Annotated in this window: 28 protein-coding genes and 2 pseudogenes; 19 read left to right on the top strand and 11 right to left on the bottom strand. The window is 70.4% G+C overall.

Translation table 11 applies throughout. The annotated features are described in order from the left end of the window. Positions 1-33 precede the first annotated feature (33 nt). The 5 genes from FHG71_RS14370 to FHG71_RS14350 form a co-directional block, all read right to left on the bottom strand. Entirely contained in the window at positions 34-594 is a 561-nt protein-coding gene (locus FHG71_RS14370; protein ID WP_139082388.1) for a F0F1 ATP synthase subunit B, read from the bottom strand. 2 nt (positions 595-596) lie between these two features. Further along, positions 597-1,175 carry a F0F1 ATP synthase subunit B' gene (locus tag FHG71_RS14365; protein WP_139082387.1) on the bottom strand — a complete coding sequence of 193 codons (579 nt, stop codon included), beginning with the start codon at positions 1,173-1,175 and terminating at the stop codon, positions 597-599. 74 nt (positions 1,176-1,249) lie between these two features. Beyond that, the gene (locus FHG71_RS14360; protein WP_139082386.1) at positions 1,250-1,483 is read right to left on the bottom strand and encodes a F0F1 ATP synthase subunit C; all 234 of its coding nucleotides are present in this window, start codon (positions 1,481-1,483) and stop codon (positions 1,250-1,252) included. Between the two features lie 38 nt (positions 1,484-1,521). Next, positions 1,522-2,286, bottom strand: a complete 765-nt coding sequence (locus FHG71_RS14355; protein ID WP_139082385.1) for a F0F1 ATP synthase subunit A — start codon at positions 2,284-2,286, stop codon at positions 1,522-1,524. Then, complete coding sequence (locus FHG71_RS14350; protein ID WP_139082384.1) at positions 2,267-2,620, bottom strand: AtpZ/AtpI family protein; 354 nt, start codon at positions 2,618-2,620, stop codon at positions 2,267-2,269. Before FHG71_RS14350 ends, FHG71_RS14355 begins: the two co-directional genes overlap by 20 nt. Positions 2,621-2,825: 205 nt before the next feature. Here FHG71_RS14350 and FHG71_RS14345 point away from each other — a divergent pair, with 205 nt between their 5' ends. Further along, positions 2,826-3,167, top strand: a complete 342-nt coding sequence (locus FHG71_RS14345) for an ArsR/SmtB family transcription factor (protein ID WP_139082383.1) — start codon at positions 2,826-2,828, stop codon at positions 3,165-3,167. On the opposite strand, the gene FHG71_RS14340 is transcribed toward FHG71_RS14345, so the two are convergent. Continuing rightward, positions 3,164-4,012, bottom strand: coding sequence for a DMT family transporter (locus tag FHG71_RS14340; protein WP_139082382.1), 849 nt, complete (start codon positions 4,010-4,012; stop codon positions 3,164-3,166). The two genes, FHG71_RS14345 and FHG71_RS14340, sit on opposite strands and share 4 nt — an antisense overlap. An 81-nt stretch (positions 4,013-4,093) precedes the next feature. After that, positions 4,094-4,975 carry a LysR family transcriptional regulator gene (locus FHG71_RS14335; RefSeq protein ID WP_139082381.1) on the bottom strand — a complete coding sequence of 294 codons (882 nt, stop codon included), beginning with the start codon at positions 4,973-4,975 and terminating at the stop codon, positions 4,094-4,096. A 111-nt stretch (positions 4,976-5,086) separates the two neighbouring features. Between FHG71_RS14335 and FHG71_RS14330 the strand changes: the two genes are divergently transcribed. The 12 genes from FHG71_RS14330 (at position 5,087) to FHG71_RS14275 (ending at position 14,973) form a co-directional block, all read left to right on the top strand. Further along, complete coding sequence (locus FHG71_RS14330; protein WP_139082380.1) at positions 5,087-6,199, top strand: L-dopachrome tautomerase-related protein; 1,113 nt, start codon at positions 5,087-5,089, stop codon at positions 6,197-6,199. Between the two features lie 217 nt (positions 6,200-6,416). Beyond that, positions 6,417-7,925 carry a signal recognition particle protein gene (gene ffh / locus FHG71_RS14325; protein ID WP_139082379.1) on the top strand — a complete coding sequence of 503 codons (1,509 nt, stop codon included), beginning with the start codon at positions 6,417-6,419 and terminating at the stop codon, positions 7,923-7,925. Beyond that, a complete protein-coding gene (locus tag FHG71_RS14320) occupies positions 7,922-8,446 on the top strand; it encodes a GNAT family N-acetyltransferase (RefSeq protein ID WP_139082378.1) in 525 nt (174 codons plus the stop codon). Before ffh ends, FHG71_RS14320 begins: the two co-directional genes overlap by 4 nt. Beyond that, on the top strand, positions 8,443-9,033 hold the full coding sequence (locus FHG71_RS14315) for a GNAT family N-acetyltransferase (protein WP_139082377.1): 591 nt from the start codon (positions 8,443-8,445) through the stop codon (positions 9,031-9,033). Before FHG71_RS14320 ends, FHG71_RS14315 begins: the two co-directional genes overlap by 4 nt. After that, positions 9,030-9,332, top strand: a complete 303-nt coding sequence (locus FHG71_RS14310) for a chorismate mutase (RefSeq protein WP_425467362.1) — start codon at positions 9,030-9,032, stop codon at positions 9,330-9,332. The genes FHG71_RS14315 and FHG71_RS14310 overlap by 4 nt, the downstream gene beginning before the upstream one ends. Before the next feature lie 22 nt (positions 9,333-9,354). Beyond that, positions 9,355-9,702 (top strand): 30S ribosomal protein S16, encoded by a 348-nt coding sequence (rpsP, locus tag FHG71_RS14305; protein WP_139082376.1) that lies wholly within the window; start codon positions 9,355-9,357, stop codon positions 9,700-9,702. A gap of 9 nt (positions 9,703-9,711) precedes the next feature. After that, a complete protein-coding gene (gene rimM / locus FHG71_RS14300; RefSeq protein WP_139082375.1) occupies positions 9,712-10,215 on the top strand; it encodes a ribosome maturation factor RimM in 504 nt (167 codons plus the stop codon). A gap of 67 nt (positions 10,216-10,282) precedes the next feature. Continuing rightward, positions 10,283-10,897, top strand: coding sequence for a hypothetical protein (locus FHG71_RS14295; RefSeq protein WP_139082374.1), 615 nt, complete (start codon positions 10,283-10,285; stop codon positions 10,895-10,897). A gap of 275 nt (positions 10,898-11,172) precedes the next feature. Then, positions 11,173-12,003: a tRNA (guanosine(37)-N1)-methyltransferase TrmD gene (trmD, locus tag FHG71_RS14290; protein ID WP_139082373.1), complete on the top strand. Its 831-nt coding sequence runs from the start codon at positions 11,173-11,175 to the stop codon at positions 12,001-12,003. A 52-nt stretch (positions 12,004-12,055) separates the two neighbouring features. Then, entirely contained in the window at positions 12,056-12,436 is a 381-nt protein-coding gene (gene rplS, locus FHG71_RS14285) for a 50S ribosomal protein L19 (RefSeq protein ID WP_139082372.1), read from the top strand. Further along, positions 12,433-12,654, top strand: a complete 222-nt coding sequence (rpmE, locus tag FHG71_RS14280; protein WP_139082371.1) for a 50S ribosomal protein L31 — start codon at positions 12,433-12,435, stop codon at positions 12,652-12,654. The genes rplS and rpmE overlap by 4 nt, the downstream gene beginning before the upstream one ends. A gap of 180 nt (positions 12,655-12,834) precedes the next feature. Beyond that, positions 12,835-14,973, top strand: a complete 2,139-nt coding sequence (locus FHG71_RS14275) for a putative bifunctional diguanylate cyclase/phosphodiesterase (protein WP_176559432.1) — start codon at positions 12,835-12,837, stop codon at positions 14,971-14,973. Positions 14,974-15,070: 97 nt separating this feature from the next. Here the strand turns inward: FHG71_RS14275 and FHG71_RS14270 are convergent, their stop codons facing one another. Beyond that, on the bottom strand, positions 15,071-16,402 hold the full coding sequence (locus FHG71_RS14270; protein WP_139082369.1) for a DEAD/DEAH box helicase: 1,332 nt from the start codon (positions 16,400-16,402) through the stop codon (positions 15,071-15,073). Between the two features lie 318 nt (positions 16,403-16,720). On the opposite strand from FHG71_RS14270, the gene FHG71_RS14265 reads away from it, so the two are divergent. The 4 genes and pseudogenes from FHG71_RS14265 to FHG71_RS14250 form a co-directional block, all read left to right on the top strand. Continuing rightward, the gene (locus FHG71_RS14265; RefSeq protein WP_139082368.1) at positions 16,721-17,530 is read left to right on the top strand and encodes a division plane positioning ATPase MipZ; all 810 of its coding nucleotides are present in this window, start codon (positions 16,721-16,723) and stop codon (positions 17,528-17,530) included. A gap of 100 nt (positions 17,531-17,630) precedes the next feature. Further along, positions 17,631-18,005, top strand: a complete 375-nt coding sequence (locus tag FHG71_RS14260; RefSeq protein WP_176559431.1) for a bactofilin family protein — start codon at positions 17,631-17,633, stop codon at positions 18,003-18,005. 451 nt (positions 18,006-18,456) lie between these two features. After that, positions 18,457-19,590, top strand: coding sequence for a mechanosensitive ion channel family protein (locus FHG71_RS14255; protein ID WP_139082366.1), 1,134 nt, complete (start codon positions 18,457-18,459; stop codon positions 19,588-19,590). A 673-nt stretch (positions 19,591-20,263) separates the two neighbouring features. Beyond that, positions 20,264-20,677: pseudogene (locus FHG71_RS14250) on the top strand (ATP-binding domain-containing protein); the annotation flags it as partial. On the opposite strand, the gene FHG71_RS14245 reads toward FHG71_RS14250, so the two are convergent. Together FHG71_RS14245 and FHG71_RS14240 are read right to left on the bottom strand one after the other, a co-directional pair. Continuing rightward, on the bottom strand, positions 20,637-21,380 hold the full coding sequence (locus FHG71_RS14245; RefSeq protein WP_176559430.1) for a carboxylesterase family protein: 744 nt from the start codon (positions 21,378-21,380) through the stop codon (positions 20,637-20,639). The pseudogene FHG71_RS14250 and the gene FHG71_RS14245 sit on opposite strands and share 41 nt — an antisense overlap. A gap of 578 nt (positions 21,381-21,958) precedes the next feature. Continuing rightward, on the bottom strand, positions 21,959-22,399 hold the full coding sequence (locus tag FHG71_RS14240) for a hypothetical protein (RefSeq protein ID WP_139082364.1): 441 nt from the start codon (positions 22,397-22,399) through the stop codon (positions 21,959-21,961). 219 nt (positions 22,400-22,618) lie between these two features. On the opposite strand from FHG71_RS14240, the pseudogene FHG71_RS24870 reads away from it, so the two are divergent. Continuing rightward, positions 22,619-23,239 (top strand): annotated as a pseudogene (locus FHG71_RS24870) (MobA/MobL family protein); the annotation flags it as partial. A gap of 1,583 nt (positions 23,240-24,822) precedes the next feature. Here FHG71_RS24870 and FHG71_RS14230 read toward each other — a convergent pair. Then, entirely contained in the window at positions 24,823-25,695 is an 873-nt protein-coding gene (locus FHG71_RS14230) for a hypothetical protein (RefSeq protein WP_139082362.1), read from the bottom strand. A 395-nt stretch (positions 25,696-26,090) separates the two neighbouring features. Here FHG71_RS14230 and FHG71_RS14225 point away from each other — a divergent pair, with 395 nt between their 5' ends. Continuing rightward, complete coding sequence (locus tag FHG71_RS14225; RefSeq protein WP_139082361.1) at positions 26,091-26,378, top strand: hypothetical protein; 288 nt, start codon at positions 26,091-26,093, stop codon at positions 26,376-26,378. Positions 26,379-26,644: the final 266 nt, after the last annotated feature.

Here is a 26,644-nt window from a genome sequence, read left to right as displayed (position 1 = left end):
GGCGGCCCTTTTCCGTTCGCGCGGCGGAGCGCTTCAGTGCAGGCGCTGGCCCACGGTGGCGATCGAGTCGTCGATGAGCTGGCCACGGGCGGCGGGCGTCATCTGCTGGGCCAGAACCTCCTGCGCGGCGGCGATGGCCACCGTCACGGCGCGGTCCTTGACCTCGCGGATCGCCTTGGCCTGAGCCGCAGCGATCTGCTCCTCGGCGCCCTGGATGCGGCGCTGGACGGCCTGGGCCGCGTCGGCCTTGGCCTGGGCGGCGGCGCGCTCGGCCTCGGCGCGGGCGTCGGCGACGATGCGGTCGGCCTGGGCGGCCATCTCCTGCCGCTTGCGGTCGAAGGAGGCCACGAGCGTCTGCGCCTCCTCGCGCAGGGCGCGGGCCTCGGCGAGGTCCTTGCGGATGCCTTCGGCGCGGCGGTCCAGGAGGTCGCCGATCATCTTCGGCACGCCGAACCAGACCAGGATGCCGACCACCAGCAGGAAGGCCAGCAGCACGATGAAGTTCGTGTTGTGGAGCGAGAAGAAGCCGTATTCGGTGGCCGCGAAGGCCGGCGAGGCGGCGAGCGTGAGCGCGAGGGTCGCGAGCTTCTTCATGGTCAGCCTCCGGTGCGGGCGATCACGGCGCGGTCCACCGCGGCCTCGTCCACCTGGGCGCCCAGGGCGCGCAGGATCTCGCGGGCGGTGTCGCGGGCGACCTCGGCGACGCTGGCCTGGGCCTGGGCCTGGATCCCGGCCACGGCGCGGGCGCCTTCGGCGGCGCGGGCGTCGATCTGGGCGTCGGCCTGGGCGAGCGCGGCGTCGAGCTCGGACTGGATCTGGTCGCGGGTCTGTTGCGCGATGCGGTTCGCCTCGGCGCGGGCCTCGGCCACGGCGCGGTCATAGGCGGCCTGCGCCTCGCGGGCCTGGGTGCGGAAGGCCTCGGCGGCGGCGAGGTCGCTGCTGATCGTGCCTTCGCGGGTGGCGAGGGTGGAGCCGATCCGCGGCAGGGCCATCCGGGTCAGGATGAAGTAGATCGCGATGAGTGCGATCACGGCCCAGAAGATCAGGTTGTCGAAATAGGCCGGTTGCAGGAGGGGAATCGGCCCCTCGGACGGAACCGCGGTGCCGTGGGTCAGCTCCTCGGTGACGGCGCCGTGGGCTGCATCCGCGGCGTGGGTGGTCTCTTCATGCTCCATCGGAGGCTCCCTGTGGCGCAAACGAAGGCGGCGGGACCGAAACCCCGCCGCCGCTCAGGTCCGTGATCCGTCGATCAGACGAACAGAAGCAGGAGCGCCACGAGGAAGGCGAAGATGCCGAGGGCTTCCGCGAAGGCCAGGCCGATGAAGAGCGTCGCGGTCTGCGAGGCGGCCGCCGAGGGGTTGCGCAGCGCGCCGGCGAGGTAGTTGGCGGCGACGTTGCCCACGCCCACCGCAGCGAGGCCCGAGCCGATGGCCGCGAGGCCGGCACCGATGGCCGAGCCGAGTTCGCCGATATTGCCTTCCATGATCGTTCTCCTTGAGTGGGAAGGGTTGGTCCGCGGCCTTAGTGGCCCGGATGCAGCGCGTCCTTGAGGTACACGCAGGTGAGGATGGTGAAGACGTAGGCCTGGATGGCGGCCACGAGGATCTCGATCCCGTAGATGGCGGCGACGCCGAGGATCGCGAAGGGGCTGATCGCGGCCACCTGGGCGAAGCCCGCGAAGACCTTGATCACGGTGTGTCCCGCCATGACGTTGCCGGCGAGACGGATCGAGTGGCTGACAGGCCGCACGAAGTAGGAGATGAGCTCGATCACCGCGATGATCGGGCGCAGGAACAGGGGCGCGTCCGTCATCCAGAACAGGCCCAGGAACTTCTTGCCGTTCAGGACGAAGCCCAGGACGGTCACGAAGATGAAGACGCCGAAGCCCAGCACGGCCGTGACGGCGATGTGCGAGGTGGCGGTGAACGACATCGGCAGGAGGCCGAAGAAGTTCGTGAACAGGATGAAGAGGAACAGCGTCAGAATGAGCGGGAAGAAACGGCCCGCGTCATGGCCGGCGACGTCGTCCACCATCTTGCGGATGAAGCCGTAGATCAGCTCGGCCACCGACTGGCCGCGCGTCGGGATGATCGAGCGCGAGCGGGTGGCCGTGACGAACAGGAGGAAGATCCCGAGAACCGATATCGCCATCCAGAGCGTCGCGTTGGTCAGGGAGAAGAACCACGGGTTGTAGTCCGCGCCGCCCGCCCCGAAGAGCGGCGAAAGCTGGAACTGGTCGAGCGGGTGGAAGGTCAGGCCTACCGCTTCATGCGCCGTTTCTTCCATCCTGGCCCTCCGTCTGGCGGGCCGCCTCGGCCTCGCGCTTCAGTTGCACTTCGCGGGCCGAGCGGAGCATCGTCTTGACGCCGGCCGCGAGGCCCAGAAACAGGAACAGCACCAGGAAGATCGGCATCGTCCCCGCGAGGGTGTCGATCCCGTACCCGATGCCGGCGCCGATCATGAGACCGGCGACGAGCTCGATCACCATCCGCCAGGCGAGGTTCGCCTGCGAGTAGTGTGACTCCGTGTGGGACTTGGCCGGCGTGCCGCGCGCCCTGGCGAGCCGCTCCTCCAGCGCGTCGAGGCGCGCCTGTTCGGATCGGTCGTCGGGTTCGGACATGCGGCCTGGCCCCTTCGGAAGGTCGGGGGGGTGCTAGGCTGGGCGGGCGCCGGAGTCAAGCCGAGTTCCTTGGACGTAAGTAACTGATTTTTCTAGCACGCCCAAAAGGTCTGAGGCGTCGTGCGCGCCCATCCACGTTCAACCGGATGGTTGAGCATGGCCGGGGCGGGTTGACCTGCCCCCGCGCGGCCCCGACAAGCGGGGCATGGCCCCCTCGCTCGACACCGTCTTCGCGGCGCTTGCCGACCCCACGCGACGGGCGATCCTGCGGATGCTGCTGGAGGACGACATGGCGGTGACGGACGTGGCGAGCGCCTTTCCCGTCTCGCTCGCGGCCGTCAGCAAGCACCTGCAGGTGCTGGCCGAGGCGGGGCTCATCACGCAGGAGAAGCGCGGGCGCATCACCTGGTGCAAGCTCATGCCCGACGCGCTGCGCGAGGCGAGCGCCTGGATGCAGGGCTTCGGGATGATGGAGGCGATGGACCTCGACGCCTTCGAACGGTTCCTGGAGCGGGAGCTGGCCGCGCCGGAGGAGGACGCCCCTTAGGCGCGTTCGGGCCGCAGGAGGAGGAGGAGCGCGGCGCCCGTCAGGGCGACGCCCACCAGGACCAGCGCCGAGGGCGCGCCGGCGCCCAGCGCCTCCTCCCACAGGAGCACCCAGGCGGGGACGAGGTAGGTGTAGGCCATGACCTTGGACGACGGAAGCCGCATGGCCGCGAACTGGAGCAGCACCATGGTCGCCGCCGAGGCGAAGACCGCGACGTAGAGGAGCGTGATCCACACGAGCGGGGGCAGCGCCGCCCAGTCGGTGGCGGCGATGCGCGGGGCGCCCAGAACGCTCAGCAGGACCCCGGCGGACAGGACCACGCCCAAGGAGAACTCGGCCGCGCCCTCGCCCCGGTTGAGGCGGCGCACGAGCGGCGTGTAGAGCGCGTGGGCGACGCAGCCGACGAAGTAGATCGCCTCGCCGCGCCCGAGGTCGAGCGCGAGGAGCGCCGCAAGGTCGGCGCGGAAGATGACCCAAAGCGCCCCCGCGCCCCCCAGCGCGATCCCGGCCGCGATGCGGGGCGACAGGCGCTGGCGCAGGAGCCACCAGCCGAAGCCCGCCGCCATCAGGGGTGTCAGCGTGAAGACGGCCGAGGCGCTGACGGGAGGCGCGGTCTTGAGCCCCTCGAACATCAGCACGAAGTAGAGCGCGTAGAGCAGGCCCAGGAGGCCCTGCCTCCAGAGGGCGCGCGGCTGCCGCAGCCCGCCGGTCGCCCAGAGCCCTGCCCCGATCACCACCCCTGCCAGCCAGAAGCGCAGCGCGGTGAAGGCGATGGGGTCCACGAGATGCGCCATGCGCGCGCCCAGCGAGAAGGAGCCCGCGACCAGCGCCGAGAACAGGAGCATGGCGAGGTGCCCCTGCCCCTGCGGACCAAGGCGCGGGCGCCGTGGCGCCACCGGGGAGGGCAGGTCGCCGGACACGGGCGCTCAGGCGTCCCAGGTCCGGGCACGCTCCTTCAGGAGGGCGAGGATGGCCTGCACCTTGGGCGTCCGGTGCAGGTCGACGTGCGTCACGAGCCAGAGCGGCGTCGTCCATTCCTCGCGCGCCGGCAGGATCTCGACGAGGCCGGGGTGCTGCCGGCGGTCGAGGAGCGAGACGAAGCCGATCCCCGCCCCCGCCGTCACCGCGTCCAGTTGCGAGCCGTCCTGCGCCACGCGGAAGGTCACGCGCTCGCGCGGGGCGAGCGCGAGGAGCCAGCGGTTGAAGGGGGCGCGACCGTCGAAGTCGTCGAGGCCCACGAAGTGGTGGCGCGCCAGCTCCTCGGGCGTGCGGGGGTGGCCATGGCGGGCGAGATAGGCGGGCGAGGCCATGAGCGCGAAGCGGACGCGCAGGAGCTGCTGCACGACGTTGTCGGGCTGGGAGGGCGGCTCGACGCCCGCGCGGACGGCGACGTGCGCCTCGCCGTATTCGAGGCGGAAGAGCCGCGTCTCGGTCAGGTAGCGCACCAGGACGGTCGGATGGGCGGCCTGGAACTCGGCCAGCACGGGCGCGAGCCAGGGCGAGAGCCAGGCGAGCGAGGTCACGACCACCTCGCCCGCGACGCCGCCCGACTGGTCGCGGATGCGGCCCACGAGCTGGGCGAAGCGGTCCTCGGCCTCGCCCGCGACGCGCAGGAGGTCGCGGCCGGCCTCGGTCGGCGTGTAGCCGCGGGCGTGGCGCTGGAAGAGCTTGGCGCCCAGGCGGCTTTCCAGCGCGTCGACGTGGCGGATCACGGTGGCGTGGTGGACGCCCAGCGCCTCGGCGGCGGCCGAGACGGTGCCCAGGCGGGCGACCTGGAAGGCGGTGCGGATCTCGTCCCAGCTCGTCATGCGACGTTCATGGCAAGGGACGCGGCCGGGGGCAACTCCCCCCATGGGCCGGTCGGCGTGAACAAGCGGGCCGGTCGCGCGTTGCGGGGGCGACACGCGACGGAGGTCGAGATGGTGAAGAAGAGCACGGTGATGGCCGGGGTGGCCGGAGCGGGCGCGGCGGTGGCCGCGGCCTATGCGGCGCGCCGGATGGGGCAGAACGCGGCGCTGGAGGAGGTGGCGCGGTTCGACCACCAGGTGACGGGCGTGGCCGCGACGGAGGACGGGCGGGTCTTCGTGAACTTCCCGCGCTGGACGGAGGACGCGCCGGTCTCGGTGGCCGAGGTGCTGGAGGGCGGGCGGCTGCGCCCCTATCCGGACGAGAAGTGGAACGCCTGGCGCAACGCCAAGGCCACCGAGATGCCGGTGGGCGAGCACTTCGTCTGCGTGCAGTCGATCGTGCCGGACGGGCGCGGAAACCTTTGGGTGCTGGACCCCGGCGCGCCGGGGAACGAGCGCATCCTGGAGGGGGCGCCCAAGCTGGTGCGGATCGACCTTTCGACCGACACGGTGACGAAGGTCATCCCGGTCGCGGGCGACGTGGCGCTGCAGGGGACCTATCTCAACGACATCCGGTTCTCGCCGGACGGACGCTGGGGCTACGTCACCGACAGCGGCGCGCGCGGCGCGATCATCGTCATCGACCTGGAGAGCGGCGAAGGATTCCGGGCGCTGGACGGGCATTCGTCCACGCAGCCCGAGGGTGACGTGACCGTCGAGGTGGACGGCAAGCCGCTGACCCGGCCCGACGGGCGGCAGCCGATGTTCGCCGCCGACGGGATCGCGCTGTCGCTGGACGGCGGCACGCTCTACTGGCAGGCGCTGACCGGGCGGACGCTCTACAGCATCGGCACCGACCTCCTGCGGCCCGGCGTGGCCGAGGCCGAGCGCGAGGCGGGCCTGCGGACGGTCGCGACGACCCATGTGGCGGACGGTCTCTGGATGAGCCGGGCGGGCACGCTCTACATCACCTCGCCGGGCGACAACGGGATCACGCGGCTTGTCGGTGACCGGGTGGAGACGGTGCTGACGGATTCGCGGCTGCGCTGGCCGGACACCTTCTCGGAGGGGCCGGACGGGCGGATCTACGTCACCGCGAGTCATATCCAGGACACGTACTGGTTCAAGCCGGGGGCCTCGCCATCGGTGAAGACGGCGCTCTTCGCCTTCCGGCCGGAGCGGTAGGACCAGGGGCCGCCCGCGTGTTGGGGCGGCTTTTCCTTGACGCGGGGCGCCCGAGGGCGTATCGGCCACCGATCACCGGACACCTTTGCGTCGTCCGGTCCCCCGCCATGGGGGATCGCCGTCCGTCAGCGCAGATGCGCCCGCGGGCGCGAAAGGTCATTGGGTTGCGCGGCGGTCCTGCCTATCTGCGGGGTCGGGACACGAGGAGAGGACGGACATGTTCGAGAATCTCGCCGATCGCCTGGGCGGCGTCTTCGACCGGCTCACGCGCCAGGGCGCGCTGACCGAGGCCGACGTGCAGACCGCGATGCGCGAGGTGCGCACCGCGCTTCTCGAGGCCGACGTTAGCCTTCCGGTCGCGCGCGAGTTCACCCGTGCCATCGAGCGCAAGGCCACCGGCCAGCAGGTCACCAAGTCCGTCACCCCCGGCCAGCAGGTCGTCAAGATCGTCCATGACGAACTGGTACGCGTGCTGGGTGGCGAGACGGACCCCGGCCCGCTCAAGATCGACAACCCGCCCGCGCCCATCCTGATGGTCGGCCTGCAGGGCGGCGGCAAGACCACGACCACGGCCAAGCTCGCCCGCCGCCTCAAGGAGCGCGAGGGCAAGAAGGTCCTGATGGCCTCGCTCGACACCAACCGCCCGGCGGCGATGGAGCAGTTGGCCATCCTCGGCCAGCAGATCGGCGTGGACACCCTGCCCATCGTCCCGGGCGAGGACCCCGTCGCCATCGCGCGGCGCGCCAAGACGCAGGCGTCCCTGGGCGGCTATGACGTCTACATGCTGGACACCGCGGGCCGGCTCCACATCGACGAGGTGCTGATCCAGCAGGCCGCCGACGTGCGCGACGTGGTCAAGCCCCGCGAGACGCTGCTGGTCGTGGACGGCCTGACGGGGCAGGTCGCGGTCGAGGTCGCCAAGGAGTTCGACGACAAGATCGGCGTGTCGGGCGTGGTCCTGACCCGGATGGACGGCGACGGACGCGGCGGCGCGGCCCTGTCGATGCGCTCCGTCACCGGCAAGCCCATCCGCTTCGTCGGCTTGGGCGAGAAGCTCGACGCGCTGGAGACCTTCGACCCCGAGCGGATCGCCGGCCGCATCCTGGGCATGGGCGACATCGTCGCGCTCGTGGAGCGGGCGCAGCAGACCTTTGAGGCCGAGCAGGCCGAGCGCATGATGAAGCGGTTCCAGAAGGGGCTCTTCAACATGAACGACCTGCGGATGCAGCTCGAGCAGATGCAGAAGATGGGCGGCGTCGAGGCGGTCATGGGCATGATGCCCGGCATGAACAAGATGCAGAAGCAGGCCGCCGAGGCCGGGCTGGACGACCGGATGATCCGGCGGCAGATCGCGCTCATCAACTCGATGACCAAGAAGGAGCGGGCGAACCCCGACCTTCTCCAGGCCAGCCGCAAGAAGCGCATCGCGGCGGGCGCGGGGCTGGAAGTGTCCGAGCTGAACCGGCTTCTCAAGCAGCACCGCCAGATGGCGGACATGATGAAGAAGCTGGGCGCCATGGGGAAAGGCGGCATGCTCAAGCAGGCTGTCCAGAAGATGTTCGGCAAGGGCGGTCCCTCCGAGGAGGATATGGCCGCGGCGAAGGAGGCCATGGCGCAGGGCAAGATGCCCCAGATGCCCCCGGGGATGCAGCTTCCCAAGGGCCTCGGCCTGGGCGGCGCCGGCGGCCTGCCGCAGGGCCTGTCGGGGCTGATGAGGAAGAAGTGACCGGCCCCGTGCTCCAGACCGGGCGCCTGACGCTCCGCCGCCCCGTCCCCCGGGACTGGGACGCGTTCCGCGACTTCATGATGTCGGAGCGCGCGGCGGAGTTCGGGAGCCATCGCAACCTCGGCAAGGCCTTCCGGTCCTTCGCGGCGGAGCTGGGGCATTGGGACATCTTTGGCTTCGGGATGTTCGCCGTGACTCGCACCGGCGAGGACCGGGCCGTGGCGCTCGTGGGGCCCTGGAACCCGCCCGACTGGCCCGAGCGTGAGCTGGGCTGGATGGTGCTGGACGGTGCCGCCGAGGGCCAGGGGATCGCCCGCGAGGCGGCCGAGGGCGCGCTGCGCCACATCTGGTCCGAGCTGAAGTGGGACACGGTGGTGAGCTACATCGCGCAAGGCAATGCCCGGTCGGTGGCTCTGGCCGAGCGGCTGGGCGCGCGGCTCGATCCCCGGGCGGCCGCCCCGGACGCGCCCGGCAAGACGGTGCTGGTCTACCGCCATCCCCGGCCGGAGGCGTTGGCATGACCGCGCCGCACGAGCTTCCGGCCCGGCCCGGCCCGGCTGCCGATCTGGCCGCGCGGCTGTCGGCGCTGGTCCCGGCGCTGGAGACCGAGCGGTTGCGGCTGCGGGCGCCGACGCTCGCGGACTTCCCGGCCTGGGCCGAGATCCTGTGCAGCCCGCGCGCGGTCCACATGGACGGGCCTTACGGGCGGGACGACGCCTTTACCGAGTTCGCGGCAACCGTGGGCTCGTGGCTCCTGCGCGGGCACGGGCCCTGGACCATCGAGTCGCGCGCCACCGGCGAGGTTCTGGGCTTCGTCTGCCTCAACATGGAGCCGAGCGACCAGGAACCGGAGCTGGGCTACTTCCTGCGCGCCGGGGCCGAGGGCCAGGGCATCGCCCAGGAGGCCACCCGCGCCGCCCGCCAGCAGGCCTGGGCTCTCGGGCTGCCGTCGCTCGTCAGCTATATCGACCCGCAGAACGCCCGCTCCGTGGCCCTGGCCGAGCGCATCGGCGCCCGTCGTGACACCGAGGCCGAGGCCGTCCTGGCCGGCACGGTCTCCGAGGGCGCCCTGGTCTACCGCCACCCCCGCCCGGAGATCGCAGGATGAACCAGATGGACGACACGCTCCGCGCCGCCCAGCTCCTCCAGGAGCACCGGGAATCGATCGACCGGCTCGACGCGATCCTGGTCTTCACGCTCGCCGAGCGGTTCAAGCACACGCAGGCCGTGGGCCGGCTCAAGGCCGCCCACGGGCTCCCCCCTTCGGACCCGGCGCGGGAGGCGACTCAGATCGCCCGCCTCGTCGAACTGTCCGAGAAGGCCGATCTCGACCCCGAGTTCGCGCAGAAGTTCCTGGCCTTCATCATCCAGGAAGTCATCAAGCACCACGAACGCCAACAAGCCTAAGCCATTCCGAAGGAGACATAAGATGGCCATGAAGATCCGGCTCGCCCGTGGCGGGTCCAAGAAGCGCCCCTACTACTCGATCGTCGCCTCCGACGCGCGCATGCCCCGCGACGGCCGCTTCATCGAGAAGCTGGGCACCTACGCCCCCCTCCTGCCCAAGGACAGCGAGGACCGCATCAAGCTCAACGTCGAGCGCATCCAGCACTGGCTGAGCCAGGGCGCCCAGCCGACCGACCGCGTGGCGCGCTTCCTCGAAGCCGCGGGCCTCGTCGCCAAGACCGAACGCGCCAACCTCAAGAAGGGCGAGCCGGGCAAGGCCTCGAAGGACCGGGCCGAGAAGAAGGCCGCGCGCGCCGCTGCCGCTGAATAACACACGCTCATGAGCGACGATCTCATCGTCGTGGGCAGCCTCGCCGGGGCCTTCGGGGTCCGCGGCGAGGTGCGCCTCAAGAGCTTCTGCGCGGAGCCCGCCGACATCGCCGGCTACGCGCCCCTCCGGGGCCCCGACGGGCGGATCTTTCCCGCCGTCGAGATCCTGGGCCAGACCCAGGGCGCGCTGATCGCCCGCGTCGAGGGCATCGCCTCCAAGGAGGAGGCCGACGCTCTCAAGGGCGTGCCGCTCTTGGTGGAGCGGGCGCGGCTGCCGGCGCTGCCGGACGACGAATTCTACCACGCCGACCTGATCGGCTTGCCCGTGCAGGACGCGGGCGGCACGCGGCTCGGCACCGTGCGCGCCGTGCTGAACCACGGGGCGGGCGACATCCTGGAGGTGGCGGGCTCCGGGGGGAAGACGATCCTCCTGCCCTTCACCCATGCGGCGGTGCCGCTCGTGGACATCGCGGCCGGGCGGATCGTGGCTGACCCGCCCGAGGGAAGCCTGTAGCCTTTCGCGCAGGAACGGCGCGGCCGGTGGCCGCGTTCGTTCCGGCAACGACCGAAGGATGGGCGCCATGGGCCAGAAGGCCAAGAAGATCGTGCCGAAGAAGATCGGCAACGTGAAGATTCCCAAGCGTTTCCGCAAGACCGTCAACAAGGCCTTGGCCAACCCCAGGACGGGGGAAGCGGTGTCGGCCGCGCTGCTCGCGGTCGGGACGGCGCTGGCGAAGAAGACCCTGAGCCAAGGCGCAACCCGCTACGGTTTCGGCGCCGAAGAGGCGAAGGATCAGGACAAGGGCCCGGCGAAGCCGGCCGAGTCCGCGGCCGACATCGGCGCCCTGGTGGCCGGGGCCGCCGGGGAGGCCGTGCGCGGCGTCGCCGGCGCGGTGAGCCGGCTTGTCGAGGAGGCGGTGGACACGATCCGCCGCGATTTCGGGCCGGGGCGCGACGGCGGCTCCGGGCCGGCCCGTGCCGCCGACCGGGACACCGAGGCGGGCGCGCAGTCCGAGCCCGTGGTGGCGCCCGAAGACGGGCCGGGGCCCCGCCCGGCCGCCGCTTCCCCGGCGGACCTCGACCCGGCGGCAAAGGTCGGCGGCAACGACATGTTCGAAAGCCACGACGACAACGACGACCCCTTCGACGGCAACGACCAGCGCAAGCCCGGACCCATGAACGGGATCGGGCCCTGACCCCTGGGCGGTGAACCGGGGCGTGGCCGGCGGCGTTCGCCCATGACCCGGCACCTGCGGGCGGCCATGGACGAAGAATCATGCATGGCTGGATGCATCTTTCTCTCGGGCCATGGTGGGACTGCTGGGCAGGAACAGCATTCCGAGTAGAGCGCTGACGGAGGCGAGGGGGGCTGGCGATCGTCGTCATCGCTTTCTTGCTTCTGGTTCTCGCGTCGGCCTGACCGGCGCCGGACGGCTGGCCACGGCTCGCGCTTGCGCCTAGAAGCGCGCGCATGAGCGACCTTCCCCCCCCGCGCCCCGCGCGCGCCCTCGGGCGCAAGAGCATCCGCCCTTCGCTTACGCCCCGCGACCTCATGGCCGACGAGGACTTGGCGAACGTCTGGACGGCGCAGGTCGTCACGCTGATGCCCGAGGCCTTTCCGGGCGTGCTGGGCCTGTCGCTGACGGGCAAGGCGCTGAAGGAGGGGCTCTGGGCGCTGCGGACGATCCCCTTGCGCGAGTTCGGGGAGGGCCGGCACCGCAATGTGGACGACACGCCCGCCGGGGGCGGCGCGGGCATGGTGCTGCGGGCCGACGTGGGGGCGAAGGCGCTGGACGAGGCCATCGCGCGGGCGCGGGGCGACGTGCCGCGTCTGCTGCTCAGCCCGCGCGGGCGGCGCTTCGACCAGGCGATGGCGCGGGACCTCGCGTCGCGCGACGGGGTGGTCCTGTTCTGCGGCCGGTTCGAGGGCGTGGACGAGCGGCTGATCGAGCATTACGGCCTGACCGAGGTCAGCCTCGGGGATTTCGTGCTGACAGGGGGCGAGATCGCCGCTCAGGCCTTGATCGACGCGACGGTAAGGCTTATGCCCCGCGTGCTCGGGAATCACCATTCGGCCGAGGAGGAATCCTTTTCCTCCGGCCTGCTGGAATATCCCCAGTACACGAAGCCGGCCGTCTGGGAGGGTCGCGCGATACCGGAGGTTCTTCTGTCCGGGCATCACGCGAGGATCACCACCTGGCGGCAGGCCGAGGCCGAGAGGCTGACCAAGGAACGGCGACCTGATCTCTGGCGGGCCCACCTAGCGAAGCTGGGGCGCCCGGAGGAAGACCGAGAGCTCTGAGGCCGCGAGAGACCTCCGGGGAATCCACCTCGGGCAACCATAGGAGGGTCCCATGGACCTGATCGCGCAACTGGAGGCCGAGCAGATCGCCTCCCTCGGGAAGTCCATTCCCGACTTCAAGCCCGGCGACACCGTCCGCGTGGGCTACAAGGTGACCGAAGGAACGCGCTCGCGCGTGCAGATGTACGAAGGCGTCTGCATCAGCCGCAAGCACGGCTCGGGCATCGCCGGGTCGTTCACCGTCCGCAAGATCTCGTTCGGCGAAGGCGTGGAGCGGGTGTTCCCCCTCTATTCGACGAACATCGACTCGATCACCGTGGTCCGCCGCGGCAAGGTCCGTCGCGCCAAGCTCTATTACCTGCGCGATCGCCGCGGCAAGTCCGCCCGCATCGCCGAGGTCACCAACTACAAGGCGAAGGACGAAGGCAAATGAAGTCCGGCATCCATCCCCAATACCACCAGATCGACGTGCGCATGACCGATGGCACCGTGGTCCAGATGAAGACCACCTGGGGCAAGGAAGGCGACACGATGAACCTCGAGATCGACCCGCTGTCGCACCCCGCCTGGACGGGCGGCGGCACGCGCATCCTCGACACCGGGGGCCGCGTCTCCAAGTTCAAGAACAAGTACGCCGGCCTGGGCTTCTGAGCCCCTCCCGAGCGAAACAATCCGGCGCCGTGTCCCCCAAGGGCACGGCGTTTTTCGTTGCCCAGCATGGTTTTGCCCTATCCTCGGCGCAATGGGCTCTCCTCATCGGTGCTGTTAAGGGTCGAGTCATCTTCCTGCGGTAGAACGCGCTCGGAGCGATGGACGCGAGGAGGACCTGGGATGCATCGGCTGCCGGCCCGCATTGCCGCCGTGATGGTCGGGACCATTCTCGTCTTCGTGGTCACGCTCGCGGTCTCGGTGCTGTGGCTGACCCGCACCCTGGACGACCAGGCGCGCGACAACTCGATCGCCCGGGTCCAGAACGCGAGCGAGACGCTGCTCGCCAAGACGCGGATGCTGACGCTCGACTACGCCAAGTGGGACGACGCCGCGGTGAACGTGAACCGCGGCAATCACTTCTGGATGCGCGACAGCATCGGCACCACCGCCATCAACGGCGAAGCCATCCAACTGGCGGTGATCTGGGGGGGCCTGCTGCCCGAGGACATCGGCTGGACCGTCGGCGACCGGCGCGCCGGGCGCTCGGGGGTGCTCGACCCGGGCCTCCTGGGCTTGGCCGAAAGCCGTCTGGCCGGGGTGCCGCTCGACCGCTACGAGGGGACGGCCTTCTTCACCTGGCACGGGGGCAACCTTTATGCGCTGGCGGCCGCGCGGGTGGAGCATCTCACCCAGCGTGGCGGGCGGCCCGTCGAGAGCGACCGCGTGGCACGCCTCGCCATGGGCTATCGGCTGTCAGGGCAGATCCTGGAGGAGTTGGGGCGCAGCCTCGTCGTCTCCGGCCTGCGGCTGGTGCGACAAGCGCCGTCCTCGGGCCTATCGGTGCCGCTGGACGGCGGGGGGGACCGGCCCGTGGCCTTTCTCGCCTGGGACGACCCCCGGCCCGGCTCGGAGATCCTGCGACGGCTTCTGCCGCTCCTCTTGGCCGTGATGGTCGGGACGGCAGGGCTCGTGGCGACGGGAATGATGCTCGTCCGGCGGAGCGCGCGCGACCTCGTGGAGGCGGAGCGGCGGTCGGCCGTGGCCGCGCGGACCGATGCGCTGACCGGCCTGCCCAACCGCGCCGCCTTCAACGAGGCGCTGGCCGGCCACGCCCGCGAGGGGGAGCGCGCGATCCTTTATCTCGATCTGGACGACTTCAAGCGCATCAACGACAGCCTGGGCCATGCGATGGGCGATGCGGTGGTCGGGCGGCTGGGCCAGCGGCTGCGCTCCCTGGGCGGAGACAACTGCCTTCTGGCGCGGATCGGAGGCGACGAGTTCGTCTTCGTCCTGTCGGGTCCCGAGGCCGAGGCCGGAATCCAGGCGCTGGCCACCGCCGTCGCCCGGGAGTTGCAGACCCCCGTGGAGATCGGGGGCCATCACCTGCGGCTGCGAGGCTCGCTGGGCTATGCGGTGCAGTCGCGGGCCGGGGTCGCGGGCTCCGATCTCGTCCGGCAGGCCGATCTCGCCATGTACGAGGCCAAGCGCCGGCGCGGCGGCCGACCCGTGGCCTTCGGCGCCATGATCGAGGCCGCGGACCGCGACGCCCGCGCCATCGAGAAGGCTCTGCGCGCCGCCCTGCGCCGGCCGGGGCAGCTCTCGCTCCTCTACCAGCCGATCAGCGCGGCGGGCGCGCGGCGGCTCGAACGGGCGGAAGCCCTGGCGCGCTGGACCTCGCCCGAGCTGGGGCCGATCCCGCCCGACCGCTTCATCGCCGTGGCCGAGCGCTCGGGCCTTGTGGTGGAGTTGGGGCAGGCGCTCCTGGGGCAGTTGTGCGACGACCTGGAGGAAAGGCCGGAGCTTGCCGTCAGCTTCAACGTCTCGCCGCTCCAGCTTCTCGCGCCCAGCTTCGCTTCGGACCTGATCGCCGAGCTGCGCCGGCGCCGGATCTCTCCCGCACGCATCGAACTGGAACTGACGGAGCGCCTGCTGGTGGACGATCCACGCTTGGCCGCCGAGCGGATGGGCGAGCTCAGGGCCGCAGGCTTCCGCCTCGCGCTCGACGACTTCGGGACGGGCTACTCCTCGATCGGCTACCTGCGCGAGATGAGTTTTGACACCCTGAAGATCGACCGCTCCTTCGTCACGGGGCTGGAGCGGTGCCCTGAGCGGCGCGCGCTCGTCAAGGCCATGCTCGACCTCGCGCATGCGCTGGAGCTGCAGGTGGTCTGCGAGGGCATCGAGACCGACGAGGAGCTGGCGCTGGTGCGCGATCTCGGCTGCGACCTCGTGCAGGGCTACCACATCGACCGTCCGATGAACCTCGGCCGGCTGGCCGAGCGCTGGCTGGATCAACGGCACGAGGCGGAGCCGGCCTGAGCCGGCCTGAGCCCAGGTCAATCTCCCGACGGTCATCGACCGAAGGAACCGTCGGCGCAAGGGCGGGCTTGTGCGCGCCCTTGCGGAGGAGCGGGCCTCAGGCCGCCCGCGGCTTGCGGGGACCGGGGCGGCGCGGCTTGGCGCTGCCGGCGCCGGGCTTGGCCGCGGCGTTGGCCTGCGCCGGACGGCGCGAAGGCTGGCCGCCGGGGCGCCCCTGACCCTGACCGTTCGGACGGCCCTGCCCCTGCCGGGGCTTGGAGCCGGGCCGCGCGCCGGACCTGGCGGCCGCGTCAGGCACGACTTCCCAGGGCGCGCCCGAGGCGACGGGGATCTTGGCCTTCATGGCCTTCTCGATGTCCTTGAGCTCGCCCATCTCGTCGGGCGCGCAGAAGGCAATGGCGGTGCCGTCCGCCCCGGCGCGCGCGGTGCGGCCGATGCGGTGGACGTAGTTCTCGGGCACGTTGGGCAGGTCGTAGTTGTAGACGTGCCGGATGCCCGGGATGTCGATGCCCCGCGCGGCGACGTCGGTCGCCACGAGCACGCGCACCGCGCCTTCGCGGAAGGCGGCGATGGCGCGGTCGCGCTGGCCCTGGCTCTTGTTGCCGTGGATGGCGGCCACGGCGTAGCCCGCGTTCTCGAGCTGGCGCGCCAGCTTCTCGGAGCCGTGCTTGGTGCGGCCGAAGACGATGGCAAGCTCGTCGCGGTGGGCGTCGAGAAGCTCGATCAGGAGATCCGTCTTGGCCGCCTTGGCGACGAAGTGGAGCTTCTGCTCGATCTTGGCCACGGCCTGCCCCGGCGGGTTCACCTGCACGCGCACGGGATCGGTCAGGAAGGCCCCGGCGATCTCCTCCATGAGCTTGGGCATGGTGGCCGAGAAGAGCATCGTCTGCCGCTGCTTGGGCAGGAGCCCGGCGATGCGGCGCAGGCTGTGGATGAAGCCCAGGTCGAGCATCTGGTCGGCCTCGTCGAGGACCAGGAACTCGGTCTTGGACAGGTCCACGGCGCGGCGGTCGAGCAGGTCCACGAGGCGGCCGGGGGTGGCCACGAGAATGGCGACGCCGCGGCTCATGCGCTCGATCTGCGGCGTGAAGCCCACGCCGCCGGTGATGAGGGCAAGCTTGAGGGCCGAACCCTGCGCGAAGGTCGCCAACGTGTCGTGGATCTGGCGGGCGAGTTCCCGCGTCGGCGCGAGGATGAGGGCGCGGGGCGTCTTGGGCTCGGCCTTGCGGCCGTTCTTCATGAGGGCGTCGAGCATGGGCAGGCCGAAGGCCGCCGTCTTGCCCGAGCCGGTCTGGGCGAGGCCCATCACGTCCCGGCCCGCCATGGCGTGCGGGATGGCCTGGGTCTGGATCGGGGTGGGGTCGGTGATGCCCTGTTCGTTCAGGGCGTTGATCAGGCGAGGCGACAGGCCCAGCGAGTCGAATTGCATGTGCGTCCTTTGGGGGGCCGCGAGGGCCCGAATGTCCCCGGTCCCGGCCTGACGAGGCACGGGCGGCGAGGGGTGGCAACCGGCGAGCTGACCCCGGGCGGCATTGCCCCTGGACCGTCGCGGCGCGGCTTCCCCTGCGTGAAGGTGGGAACCTGAGGTCCCGCCGGCCTTGCACCCATGGACGGGCACCCTGCTCACGCGGCAGGGCCGACGGTAAGGAGGATGTGGGCCGCGCCCGCCCCGAAGTCAAGGACCCTCGCCTTTCGCTCGCCTCATCGGCCCGTTATACCGCCAGCGGTTGCGGAAACGGGGGCCCAGGTGGCGCACATCATCGTCGTGGGCAACGAGAAGGGCGGCGCGGGCAAGTCCACCGTCGCCATGCACGTGGCCTCGGCCCTGGCGCGGATGGGACATCGGGTGGGCTGCATCGACCTCGACCTGCGGCAGCGCTCTTTGGGGCGCTACATCGAGAACCGGCAGCGCTTTTTGGCCAAGGAAGGGCTCGACCTGCCGACCCCCCGCGACCTGCCCCTGCCCGAGATCGACGAGGCGGAGGTGCCCTCGGGCGAGAATCCGCAGGACCTGCGGCTGTCGCGGGCGGTGGCGGCGCTGGAGGCCGAGTCCGAGTTCATCGTCATCGACTGCCCCGGCTCGCACACGCGGCTCGCGCAGGTGGCGCATTCTCTGGCCGACACGCTGGTGACGCCGCTCAACGACAGCTTCGTGGATTTCGACCTGCTCGCGCGGATCGACACGGACGGGGAGCGCATCCTCGGCCCCTCGGTCTACGCCGAGATGGTCTGGAGCGCGCGGCAGCTTCGCGCGCAGGCAGGGCTCGCGCCGATCGACTGGGTGGTGCTGCGCAACCGACTGGGCAGCCAGGCCATGCTGAACAAGCAGCGGATGGAGGCCGCCGTCGGACGGCTGGCCAAGCGGATCGGGTTCCGCGTGGGACCGGGCTTCTCCGAGCGGGTGGTGTTCCGCGAGCTGTTTCCGCGGGGGCTCACGCTGCTCGATCTCAAGGACCTGGGCGTGTCGAGCCTGTCGATGTCGAACATCGCCGCCCGGCAGGAGTTGCGCGAGCTGGTCCGCGCCCTGGGCCTGCCCGGCGTGGAGGTGCGATTCTGACGCAGGATCGGGGCCTTGGGGCCCAGGACACTTGTCTTGCGCGCCCCTCTGGGGCTTGATGTGCCGGACGGGCCGCCGGGCCCCAGGGGAGACAGAAATCATGGCCATCACCAGCGGCCCGGCCGCCCTTCCGCCGAGCGCGCCCTACGGGTCCCACGGGGGCCGATCCCATCTCGTCGCGGGCACGCGAATCGTGGGCGACATCAGCGCCCCGGGCCTTCTGGAGATCCAGGGGCAGGTGGAGGGACGGGTGATCGCCGACTCGGTGGTCATCGAGGAGCGCGGCATGGTCAACGGCGAGGTGCAGGCGGCGGCCGTGGGGGTGAAGGGCACCTTCAGCGGCCACATCTCCGGCGGCGCGGTGCGGGTGCACGCGACGGCCCGCCTGTCGGGGACGATCCGTTACGATTCGCTCAGCGTCGAGAGCGGCTCCGAGATCACCGCCTCCTGCGAACGGGCCAAGACGGGCGGCTGACCGGCGTCGCAGGAGCCGCGATCGCCAAGACCCGGCCCGGAGCATGGCCGCGCTTTCGGCCAAGCCGCGTGCCCCGGCTCCGCAAGCGACGGCCCAAGGGCGCGTCCGTGCCGACGGTCCCGGGCCCGCCGGGTTCGCCATTCCCTCATCAGACTTCGACAGGCCGCCCGGACGAGCCGGGCCTGAAGCCCTCCCGAGCCCGGTCGAGGCCGGGCCGGCGAGCACCCTGATGCGCTGAAGCCTCGGCGTTGGTCGCCCTTTCTGGCCCTGGCGCCTCGACATACCGGGCCTTGCTCCTATCCTCGGGGCCCAAGACGGTCGGCGGCGTGTCCGATCCCCCTGCCCCGCAAGCCGGCACCCGGCCGGTCAAGGCCTGCCCGATCCGTGCGGGAGCGACCTGTGCCGCGGGGACGCATCCTGCCGTCATCCTTACTCGAGACAGACGAGCCTGATGAACGACCTGATCGAGAGCGCACGACATCACCTGACCTGGTTGCCGGACTGGGGCATGACCCTGTTCGTCTTCGCCGCGGCCTATCTCTTCGGCCTTCTGGCGCACCGGGTCCTGTTCCGCTTCCTGACGCGCGTCGTGGCGGGCAAGGACCTGTTCTGGCGCTCCACGGTGGCGCGCACCCGCCGGCCGAGCCGGCTCGCGGTGCTGGCCGGCTGCCTCGTCTTCGCCGTCATCGTGGCTCCCGTGCCGGCCCGGGCCGAGGAGCTCGTCCTCCACATCCTGGTGATCTGTCTCATCGTCATCGTCACCTGGTTCGCCCGCATCGTGCTGCACATCTGGCGCACGATCTACTTGCGCCGGTTCAAGCTCGATGCCGAGGACAACCTGCTCGCCCGCAAGCACGTGACGCAGTCCCGGATCCTGCTGCGCGTGGCCGACATCCTGATCTACACGGTCGGGCTCGCCGCCGTCCTCATGACCTTCGAGAGCATCCGGCAATACGGCATCAGCCTCCTGGCCTCGGCCGGGGCCGCGGGCCTGGTGGTGGGCCTAGCCCTGCAGCCAGTGCTCAAGAACCTCATCGCCGGCATCCAGCTCGCCATCACCCAGCCCATCCGGATCGACGACGCCCTGCTGGTGGAGGGCGAGTGGGGCCAGGTCGAGGAGATCACGTCGACCTATGTGGTGGTTCGCCTGTGGGACTGGCGCCGCTTGATCGTGCCGCTGGCCTATTTCATCGACAATCCGTTCCAGAACTGGACCCGCGAGTCCGCCTCGCTCATCGGGACGGTGCTGATCTATCTCGACTACACGGCCCCGGTGGCCACGATCCGCGGCAAGGCCGAGGAGATCGCGCGGGCGTCATCGCTATGGGACGGGCAGGTGATCAACGTCGCGGTCACCGACTTCCGGCAAGGCGAGATGGAGCTGCGCATCCTCGTGTCGGCCCGCAACGCGGCGCGCACCTTCGACCTGCGCTGCGAGATGCGCGAGAAGCTCATCGACTGGCTTCAGCGCGAGATCCCGGACGCCCTGCCCCGCACCCGCGCCGAGATCGGGACGGACGAGGGCCGCTCAAAGCCCCAGGCCGGTCCGCTGCGCCGCATGCGCGAGGGCGTGGGCCGCCTGTGAGGGCTCCCCGTCGCGCCCACCGGGATAGGCCGCAGCGCCCGAGCGAGGCCGGAGAGGGACGCGAGATGAAGGACGCACCCTTCGGCCCGGAGGCATGGCGCCGCACAAACGGTCAGGGTGGAGCAGCGGTCCCGAGCTCGACGCCATCGACCCGCGTCACATCAAGCGTATTAGGGCGCCCTTATGTGCCCTTCCTTCGTCAGCCGCTTTGTCTGTCAGGAAACTCTGGCGCGCTGGGGAGGAGGCGACTTGTCCAATAAAATCAATGCCTTGAGATGCAAGACGTCTCACATGGAGCCTCATTCGCATCAATAGCATACGTTCTGATTGCAAGACAGGAGCAAGTTTCACACAGCCCTCCGCTGTCTAGCCGAACAGCTCGCGGGACCGGATCAGACCATTGGCTGAGAGCGGTCAACTACTCCAATTCGTCCTGCAAGGACCGAAAGGAGAGCAGCCGCAAAGGGTGGGCTCACGCTGTTGCCCCCCCCCTCAATCCGCCAAACAAATCGATCGATTGGGAAGCCTTCGACTGATCAGGCGTTTCGGGCTTGGGAAGACAGAACGAGCATCCGGGCTGGACGGTCCAACGCTGGTCCTGCCAGACCCCGGAATTAGGCTACAAGACATGAGACCAGCCCACCCTGGCAGGTCCGTCCTTCTTGAACGTTTGGAGCCGCAGGTCTCCGCCGGCTTCATCGTCAAGATCGAGAAGGAGGGCGAGGAAGAGCCTTTCATCCCCTTCGCCGCCTAGATGGGCGCGACCTTCCTCCACGGCGCGGCCGTCACGATCCACAAGGCGCAGGGGTCCCAGTGGGACACCGTGCAGGTCTTCGCCCCCGACATCTTCGTCGCCGCCCGCATGGGCCGCGTGGAGGCCGGGACGCATCTGTGGAAGCGCCTCGCCTACGTGGCCATCACCCGCGCCCAGACCGAGCTCCGCTGGGTCGTCGCCAACCGCCTCGCCCGCCCGCAGGAGCCCCTCGGCATCGAGGACCTCAAGGCCCCGGCCTCGGCGCTGGAACTGCAAGGCGGAGGAGTGAGGTTCAGAGCCCGTCCCAGAAGGCGCAGTTGTGCTCGCTCTTGACGTCCGCGACCGGCACCGCGACCGAGGCACCGCCCGCCCGCAGCGACGCGACCTGCCCGCCTTCGTTGAACGCGGGCCAGGGCGCCAGCCCCGCCGCGTCCAGCGTTCCGCCCTTCACGAAGGCCCCCCAGCGGACCTTCATCTCGGCCGCGAGCGCCTGCTCGCCCTCGTCGAAGCTGGGCGCAATGGGCGTGCCCATGTCGAAGCTCGGGAAGAGGTAGGGAAGCTCCGCCGTGTGCGCAGCACCCCAGACGTAAGTGCCGTAGCCGGCCATGGGTCCCGGGCCCTCGCGGTGCGCGAACTCGTAGGCGTAGGTCGGAACATGGGCAGCGAGGTCGCGGGTGAGCTGGAGGTTGGGGAAGCCGCCGATCCCGTAGATCTGCCCGGAGTCGGTCAGGATCGCGGCGGAGAGATAGTCGCCCGCGAACTCGTCGGCCTCAGACGGCCAGGGGTAGAGCTCCAGGACCTTGTCGGCCCGCTCACCGAAGATGGAACGGACCCAGCCCTCGTACCCGGCCTGGTCCAGGCTCTCGCTGAAGAAGCGCCCCTCGTCGCGGGTCGCGCCCATCAGCACCGGCACCGGCGCGAAGGTCCCCGCCGCAATCGAGCCGCGTGGGACATCGGGCAGGAAGGTCGTGTCGTGGGCGGGGAGCGGGACGGTGCCGCCATAGGCCATGTCGAGTACATGCGGGCGAGACCGCATCCGGCCCCGCCCGCGAGTTCCCCTCTGGGGAACGGTCTCTTTGAGCCGACCGGGTCGGCTCGGGCCATCCGTGCTCTTGCGAGCCGGGCTGTCCCAACCCCCTGAGGGGGACGGTTTCTTTGGGCCGGTCGTCTGGCCCAGGTCATGCCTGCCCTTGCAGGATCGGCAATCCCAACCCCCTTCGGGGAACAGTCTCTTTCGGCGGGTCTTCCGGCCCAGGCCATCCATGCTCGTCCGAGCTGGGCTGTCCCGATCCCCTGCGGGGGACGGTCTCGGCTTCACCTCCTGAGGAGAACCCCGCCGGGTGGGCTCCTGCCCGCCCGTCGTGCAGAGTAGATGGATGCATCCGCGCCGGCCCCAAAGCGATCTGACCATGAATTCTGCATTACCTTCCGTTAGCCGGATCGGCTGGCTGACGATGCGCTTCGTTAGTGCCGCGTGCAGCTCAGGTGGATGTCCGAGACCTGCCCTTCCTCGCCCGTCGACTTGCGGGACTTGATGATGCGCGACCGGTCCGTCAGGGCCATCGGCCCCGGGGAGAGCCAGACGGTTCCGGAGAGGACGATGCGTGGGCACCTTTACTCGAACGGCAAGTCGGCTTGACCCGCGTCGGTCCTAGAGTGTCGCCCGGTCACAACCGTTGCGGGCTCGGTCGGCCTCGGGGGCTCCGCTCTGGCCGTGCCGGGAGAGTCAGAGCGCCTCTCCGCCTGGACCTGTCGCGGTTCGGGCTGGAGAGCCCCGGCCGGGCCCTCGGATGTCGGATCCGCGACCTCGCCATTCGTCAGCGGCGGGATGCCGAACCGGGCGCGCGTGGCGGGTCGCGTGATGTGGCGGTGGACGTGCTCGAGGACCTCCGCCTTCAGGTCGGGTGACATCTCATCTAGGGCCAGGAGCAGGGCCGAGCCGTAGACCACTTTCCGGTGCGTGTCGTCGCCCTTGCGGATCCGCTCCGCCTCGGCTCTGAGCCGGTCGTAGCGGGCCTTCGCGGCCGCCAGCTGCTGCGCCTTGCTTCTGGGCATGTGCCTATCTCCCCGGTGATCCTTATGTGAGGAGTACGTGGGGCCTGAGCGACGATCCCGCTCCCGGTCAGGTCCAAGAGGGTTCGCGGAGCCCTTGGGCCGGGCCACCCCCACCCGAGGCGGAGCCGAAGGGGCGCGGTTACGCAAACTCTGTTTGCCGCGCGCCTGCCGCGGGCCGGTCTGTCGCGAGAGGTGGGGCCAGGCCCCACCTCCCCGTCCATGAGCCACAAGGCGTGCCACTTCGAGATCCGCAACATGAGCCGCGGGCGCGGGCATTCCGCTATCGCGGCGGCGGCCTACCGGACCGCCGCGCGCCTCTTCGACGAGCGGACCGGGCGCTGGCACGACTACCGGAAGAAGCGCGACGTGCTGAGCGTCGAGACTATCGGCTTCGACGGCTCGGTCGAGGAGCTCTGGCAGGCCGCCGAGGCGGCCGAGACCAGGACCAACTCTAGGGTAGCGCGCGAGTGGCTGATCGCCCTGCCTTGCGAACTGCTCCTGCATGTCCAGGTGCGGCTCGTTTGAGGGTTCTGCTTGTGGCTGCGGGACCGTTACGGGATCGTCTCGACCGCAGCTATCCACCACCCATGGGCCGGCGGATTCGAGGCCGAGATCGCAGCCGAGTGCTTCCCAGAGCCCGCCCCGAAGCGCAGCAAGCGCAAGGATCGTGGCGACCCGCGCAACCACCACGTCCATATCCTGGGTACCACGCGGGAATGGGATCCGGTGAGCCGGATGCTTGGAGCGAAGACGCGCCTTCTCGACTGCGTCATGAACGGCCCTTTGGAAATCGAGGCGTGTCGCGTCGAGTGGCAGAAGCGGGTCAACAGGGAGCTGGCCCGCCACGGAGCAGCGGAAGAGGACCGGGTCGACCTGCGCTCATACGCGCGTCAGGCCGCCGCGGGCGACGCGCCGGAGGGGCTCATCGCCCAGCCGAAGGTCCATCCTTCCCGCGCCGCCCAGGCCCGTCAGGACGAGCGGGAGCACGGCGAGCTCCAGGCGCCAATCGCACGGCGGCGGAAGGCCCCGCGCGAGCACAACGACGAGGTCCGGGAGCTCTGGCCCGAGATCCGCGCCTGGCGGCGCGCCGAGCTCCGCGCGAAGGGCGCCTCGGCCCGCATTGCCAAACTGCGCGAGGCGGCGCGCCGGCGGGCCGCGGCGAGGGCGGAGGCTGAGGCCACGACCAAGTCCGGAGCGCGGGAGGAGAACGATCAGGGCGAGACCTCCGCCGCGACCGAAACGACCCGGCCGGATCGGGCGCAGGACAGCCCTGCGACGCCCTCGGATGTGGGACCCCGCACGCCGACGAGAGAACGGCCGTATGTCGCCGCCGCACCCGGCTCGAGCCCCGGCTCCGGGACGAGCGCCCAGCCTGCGACGTCATCCGAGACAATCGTAGCTGCCGGACCTTCCGATTACGTCGCCTCCAGGCTGGTGGAGTCTGGGATCACCGTCACGGCCGCGACGACCCCGCCCTCAGCGTCCGGGTCCGAGGGCCCGACCTCCTCGTCCGGGATCATTCTATCCGACTCGCCCGGAGCGCCTAACGCCACCTGGCACCAGGCTGACCCATTGGCCAACTCACCTCTGTCCGTTCGGGCGCCTCGGACCGGCCCAACGCCGACCGCGGCGGTGCTCCCTGGGTGGACACCCTCGCCGGACCGTACCCTGCACGGGACGAGGATCGCGACCGCGCCCGGGCGGACGGCACTTGCCTTGCCGATATCCTTAGTGACCTCCCGGAGTGTGGGATCCCCGGTTCCAGCAACCACCCCGCCGGCCGATCGACCGCCGGAAGCCTCAAGATCCCTGCCGTCCGGGTCTCCCCGTCCCGGATCGGCGCCCACGATTGTGCTGGCGGGCGGACCCGGCGGCACCGCCCCGGCCGCCGCCTCACCGACCCCGCCTCGCTCACCCGCCACGCCTCCCGCCCAGTCGATCACCGCTCCTGGCGGGGGAACCGGCACCACCGCGATCCGCTCGGGCCCTCCGGCCCCCTCGCCCACCTCGCGGCCCGCCGCGGCGCCGCGCGCGCGGGAGGCGGCCTCGGCGTCGAGGGCTCCGGACGTGGGTCCGCGCCCCGCGATGCCATCCACCCTCAGCCGCCCCGCGCCCAAGCCCTCGAGAGCGGCGTCCACGGAGCACCCGCCGACCGGAGCTCCGGCGCCGTCTCTAGGCATGTCGCGGGTCGGGATCCGCACGCCCGATCCCATGGAGGAGATCATCGCGGCGCTGCAAGCCGGGGCGCCTCTCCCCTAGCCCGGGGGCGAGTGGGACCAGGGAGTCGACCCCGAGATCTGGATCGCGCCGAAGGAAGCGACGGGACCCGACGCTAAGGACCACCCGATCCGCGTGGTGCGCCGGCCACCCCCCGACTTAGTGCGGAGCCGGGCGGGCGGATGACATCGGCTCTCGAGGCCACCTCAGACCGCAGCACTACGCGCCGAAGCCGCCTTGTCGCCCTCGCGGAGCCAGCCCCCAATGGGCCCCTGATCCCCGCGCAGCTCGACGCCGTGCGGAGCCATGCCACAGGCCAGGCGATGCCTGTTCTGGGCGGCCAGGATATCGACGACGCTGTCCACCTGCTGGCGCGACCATTCCCGGAAGGCCGCGATCGTCGTCTCGTCCTCCGTCAGGTCCAGCACGTCGCAGCCGTACGGGAGGCGCCGCAGGTGCTCCGCGATCTCCCGCCACGCCTGTGCGAGGCGCAGCTCCCCCAGGAACAGGCCCTCCTTCTTGCGCCGCGCGTTGGCCTTGGCCCGCGCGTAGGAATGGGCCGTTTCTTCGACGCGCCGCTTCTGCTCGTCGAGAGCCGCTTCGTGGACGAGCCAGACATCCAGGTTGTGGTACTCGTAGTACTCGTGGCCGTGCTTGGTCCTGCTGAGAAGGTCGCCGAGCTCCGCATCCTCGAGGTCGGCGAGCTGGCGGACCTCGCGGTCCGCGCCATCGCGGATCTGCAGCCGCGACCACGTCATCCAGGCCTGCAGACTCCAGTGGCGCGCGTCCTTGTCGCGGCTCTTCGAGACCTTCAGCTCGATGGCGAAGGGTGCGTCGAGACCGGACGCGGCCGAGGTGTCCGGCAGAGGTCCGAGAGCGGCGTCGAGCCCGACGAACGCGCCGGCGCCGTCGAACAGGAAGCGGCCGTGGGCGGCCGTGAGCAGCGCGCCATCGGCCACACGGCCGTGGTCCAAGAGGGCGTCGAGGGACAGCGCGCCCGCCTCCAGTCGGAACCGGTCGCCGGCTGACCGGGCATGCCAGTTGAGGCTGATGGGAACAGGGTGCTGAGCGATCAGCATGAGGATCCTCCAAGTTGGGACCCACAGAAGGTCGGATCGTTCGCGCCGGCTCGGAAACCTCCGGGCGAAGAAAACTCTCACGCCTCCGTGATCCCCGTGGCATGGCAACCGAGCATACGTTCATGCTCGGCAAGGATAGATACATGCGCCGTCTCTGCCCTCGCGAAGGTCAGGTTGGGCCTCTCCGGTTGAACCGGTTGACCAGACGGAAGCTCATCTAATCGGGATACCAGACGTCGCCCAGGGCTGATCAGTCCCGGTGTCGTAGGTCCGCGACAGGAGCCATGGCATGGCTCCCAGCCATTTCCGACGGATCATTTCCGGTCCGTCTCGAACGGCACAATCTACAAGGCGAGGAGCGTGGTGCTCCTCAGGATAAACCCAGAGAGGAACCCATGTACGATTTGGAGCGCAAGGCCGGAGTTGCCTTGCCCCGTCTTGGCCCGGCGACGTTCGACGCCTCCCGCCGCAACCCGCAGGTCGCAGGCTACTACATCGAGGCCGCATTTGACCGCCACACGGTCTACGGACCTCGGCAGCGCTATATGGCGAACGTCAAGATCTGGCGCGAGAACAATGACGGCTCGACCGATTGGGTCGCGTCCCGCCTGATCCCGGCAACCTCCAAGGGACGTTGCACGTACGCGGACCTGCTCGACCTCATCGATCACTTGGAAGAGTAGAGGATGCTACGGCAAGGGCCCGCCGCCGCGGACACCCACGGCAGCGGGCTCGTCTTGGTCAAGATCCCCGGTCGCGACCCGCTAGATCCTCGCCGGCGTCCGTTGACAGCCAGACCACACCGGCGGCGCAGGCACTGGGCAAGTCCAGGCTCCGGGCAAGGCAAACCGCCGTGCTGTCGTCACCCCTCGCGCGAGGCTGTTGATCAGCATGGAATAAGGACCCCGCTTCCGGGGTGATCGGCGTCCAAACGGGACCCCTTTGGCGC

Source organism: Rubellimicrobium roseum (assembly GCF_006152145.1).
GTDB lineage: Bacteria > Pseudomonadota > Alphaproteobacteria > Rhodobacterales > Rhodobacteraceae > Rubellimicrobium > Rubellimicrobium roseum.
This window is presented reverse-complemented; position numbering and strand designations above follow the sequence as displayed.

Coding starts and splice junctions, on each gene's coding strand:
- rpsP (WP_139082376.1), top strand. CDS start 9,355: ATGGCCATGAAGATCCGGCTCGCCCGTGGCGGGTCCAAGAAGCGCCCC.
- rpmE (WP_139082371.1), top strand. CDS start 12,433: ATGAAGTCCGGCATCCATCCCCAATACCACCAGATCGACGTGCGCATG.
- FHG71_RS14350 (WP_139082384.1), bottom strand. CDS start 2,620: ATGTCCGAACCCGACGACCGATCCGAACAGGCGCGCCTCGACGCGCTG.
- FHG71_RS14335 (WP_139082381.1), bottom strand. CDS start 4,975: ATGACGAGCTGGGACGAGATCCGCACCGCCTTCCAGGTCGCCCGCCTG.
- FHG71_RS14275 (WP_176559432.1), top strand. CDS start 12,835: ATGCATCGGCTGCCGGCCCGCATTGCCGCCGTGATGGTCGGGACCATT.
- FHG71_RS14310 (WP_425467362.1), top strand. CDS start 9,030: ATGAACCAGATGGACGACACGCTCCGCGCCGCCCAGCTCCTCCAGGAG.
- FHG71_RS14330 (WP_139082380.1), top strand. CDS start 5,087: ATGGTGAAGAAGAGCACGGTGATGGCCGGGGTGGCCGGAGCGGGCGCG.
- FHG71_RS14260 (WP_176559431.1), top strand. CDS start 17,631: ATGGCCATCACCAGCGGCCCGGCCGCCCTTCCGCCGAGCGCGCCCTAC.
- trmD (WP_139082373.1), top strand. CDS start 11,173: ATGAGCGACCTTCCCCCCCCGCGCCCCGCGCGCGCCCTCGGGCGCAAG.
- FHG71_RS14365 (WP_139082387.1), bottom strand. CDS start 1,175: ATGGAGCATGAAGAGACCACCCACGCCGCGGATGCAGCCCACGGCGCC.
- FHG71_RS14295 (WP_139082374.1), top strand. CDS start 10,283: ATGGGCCAGAAGGCCAAGAAGATCGTGCCGAAGAAGATCGGCAACGTG.
- FHG71_RS14225 (WP_139082361.1), top strand. CDS start 26,091: ATGTACGATTTGGAGCGCAAGGCCGGAGTTGCCTTGCCCCGTCTTGGC.
- FHG71_RS14240 (WP_139082364.1), bottom strand. CDS start 22,399: ATGCCCAGAAGCAAGGCGCAGCAGCTGGCGGCCGCGAAGGCCCGCTAC.
- FHG71_RS14245 (WP_176559430.1), bottom strand. CDS start 21,380: ATGCGGTCTCGCCCGCATGTACTCGACATGGCCTATGGCGGCACCGTC.
- FHG71_RS14370 (WP_139082388.1), bottom strand. CDS start 594: ATGAAGAAGCTCGCGACCCTCGCGCTCACGCTCGCCGCCTCGCCGGCC.
- FHG71_RS14355 (WP_139082385.1), bottom strand. CDS start 2,286: ATGGAAGAAACGGCGCATGAAGCGGTAGGCCTGACCTTCCACCCGCTC.
- FHG71_RS14315 (WP_139082377.1), top strand. CDS start 8,443: ATGACCGCGCCGCACGAGCTTCCGGCCCGGCCCGGCCCGGCTGCCGAT.
- FHG71_RS14360 (WP_139082386.1), bottom strand. CDS start 1,483: ATGGAAGGCAATATCGGCGAACTCGGCTCGGCCATCGGTGCCGGCCTC.
- FHG71_RS14270 (WP_139082369.1), bottom strand. CDS start 16,402: ATGCAATTCGACTCGCTGGGCCTGTCGCCTCGCCTGATCAACGCCCTG.
- rimM (WP_139082375.1), top strand. CDS start 9,712: ATGAGCGACGATCTCATCGTCGTGGGCAGCCTCGCCGGGGCCTTCGGG.
- FHG71_RS14345 (WP_139082383.1), top strand. CDS start 2,826: ATGGCCCCCTCGCTCGACACCGTCTTCGCGGCGCTTGCCGACCCCACG.
- rplS (WP_139082372.1), top strand. CDS start 12,056: ATGGACCTGATCGCGCAACTGGAGGCCGAGCAGATCGCCTCCCTCGGG.
- FHG71_RS14230 (WP_139082362.1), bottom strand. CDS start 25,695: ATGCTGATCGCTCAGCACCCTGTTCCCATCAGCCTCAACTGGCATGCC.
- FHG71_RS14255 (WP_139082366.1), top strand. CDS start 18,457: ATGAACGACCTGATCGAGAGCGCACGACATCACCTGACCTGGTTGCCG.
- ffh (WP_139082379.1), top strand. CDS start 6,417: ATGTTCGAGAATCTCGCCGATCGCCTGGGCGGCGTCTTCGACCGGCTC.
- FHG71_RS14340 (WP_139082382.1), bottom strand. CDS start 4,012: ATGCTCCTGTTCTCGGCGCTGGTCGCGGGCTCCTTCTCGCTGGGCGCG.